This window comes from Candidatus Proelusimicrobium excrementi (assembly GCF_937881865.1).
GTDB lineage: Bacteria > Elusimicrobiota > Elusimicrobia > Elusimicrobiales > Elusimicrobiaceae > Proelusimicrobium > Proelusimicrobium excrementi.
In genome coordinates, this window is record NZ_CALGEO010000057.1 from 1 (window position 1) to 1154 (window position 1154).

Below are 1154 nucleotides of genomic sequence, written 5' to 3' on the forward strand. Positions count from 1 at the left end.
CAAACTGATTAAAAAAAAGTTCATAAAGTTTCCTCACTCTTATCATATACATAAGCTTTGCTGACGCCTTTGCCAAGGCCTATACTCCTGCCCGCCGCTTTTATTTTATTTTCTATACAGCCGTGGCATACGGACGGCGTTTCCCCGGTGCATATTTTGCCGGGATATAAAATATAAAGTTTGCGCGCTTCGCCCTCCGTAACATTTGGCATGACGACGTTCGCCCCGCTTTGCAAAGCTTTCATACGTCCGTCTTTATCCAAAGCTTCCATGGCCGTAGTGGCAGGGATATTAATCAAGGGCATTAAAAGGCGCGTTACGGCCATAGTTCTTAAAGCTATTTCAAAATTATTCTTTTTCTCTTCCCCAAGAGGGGTATCGGGATGCGCAATAAAAGGCCCTATCCCGGCCATGTGCACGGGCAGATTTTTCATAAATAAAATATCTTCGGCTATGCTCTCCTCACTTTGCCCGGGAAGGCCGGCCATTATGCCAGACCCCACTTCATAGCCGAGTTCTTTTAAATCTTTAAGGCAGCGCAGGCGGTTTTCAAAACTCATGCCCGGGTCCAGGCGTTCATATAAGGATTTATCCGTGGTTTCTATACGCAAAAGATATCTGTCCGCGCCGGCTTCGCGGTAAATGCGGTATTCTTCAAAAGTTTTTTCCCCTAGGCTCAAAGTCAAAGCCAAATCCAAAGCTTTGATTTTTTTTATGATATACGTCATTTTATCGGCGTCATAAAAAGAATCTTCCCCGGATTGCAAAACCACCGTTTTATAGCCGTAATTTTTGGCGTTTTCGGCGAGTTTGATTATTTCTTCCGCGCTCAGGCGGTAACGTTTGACTTTTTTGTTATCCCTTCTTAAACCGCAGTAAAGGCAATTTTGTTTGCATATATTGGAAAATTCTATAAGCCCTCTAAGGTGAACCTCGTCCCCTACGTATTTTTTACGCACTACGTCGGCGGCGGCATATAAAGGGGCGGCGTCTTTTAGACGAAGAAGCTCGGTTATCTCCGTCTTGTTCAAAGAATGGTCTTTAAGGGCTTTTTCTATGATATCCATTGATATATTTTATCATTCTATAACGTTCATGGAAAACCCCGGCTTCTTAACTGAAGCCGGGGCGGTTAGTTGAGAGGCTTATGCCTC

The 1154-nt window shown here is 44.1% G+C and carries 1 protein-coding gene; it reads right to left on the reverse strand.

All coding sequences use genetic code 11. The annotated features are described in order from the left end of the window. Positions 1–20 precede the first annotated feature (20 nt). A complete protein-coding gene (hydE, locus tag ACQY26_RS03005) occupies positions 21–1067 on the reverse strand; it encodes a [FeFe] hydrogenase H-cluster radical SAM maturase HydE (RefSeq protein ID WP_428047612.1) in 1047 nt (348 codons plus the stop codon). Positions 1068–1154: the final 87 nt, after the last annotated feature.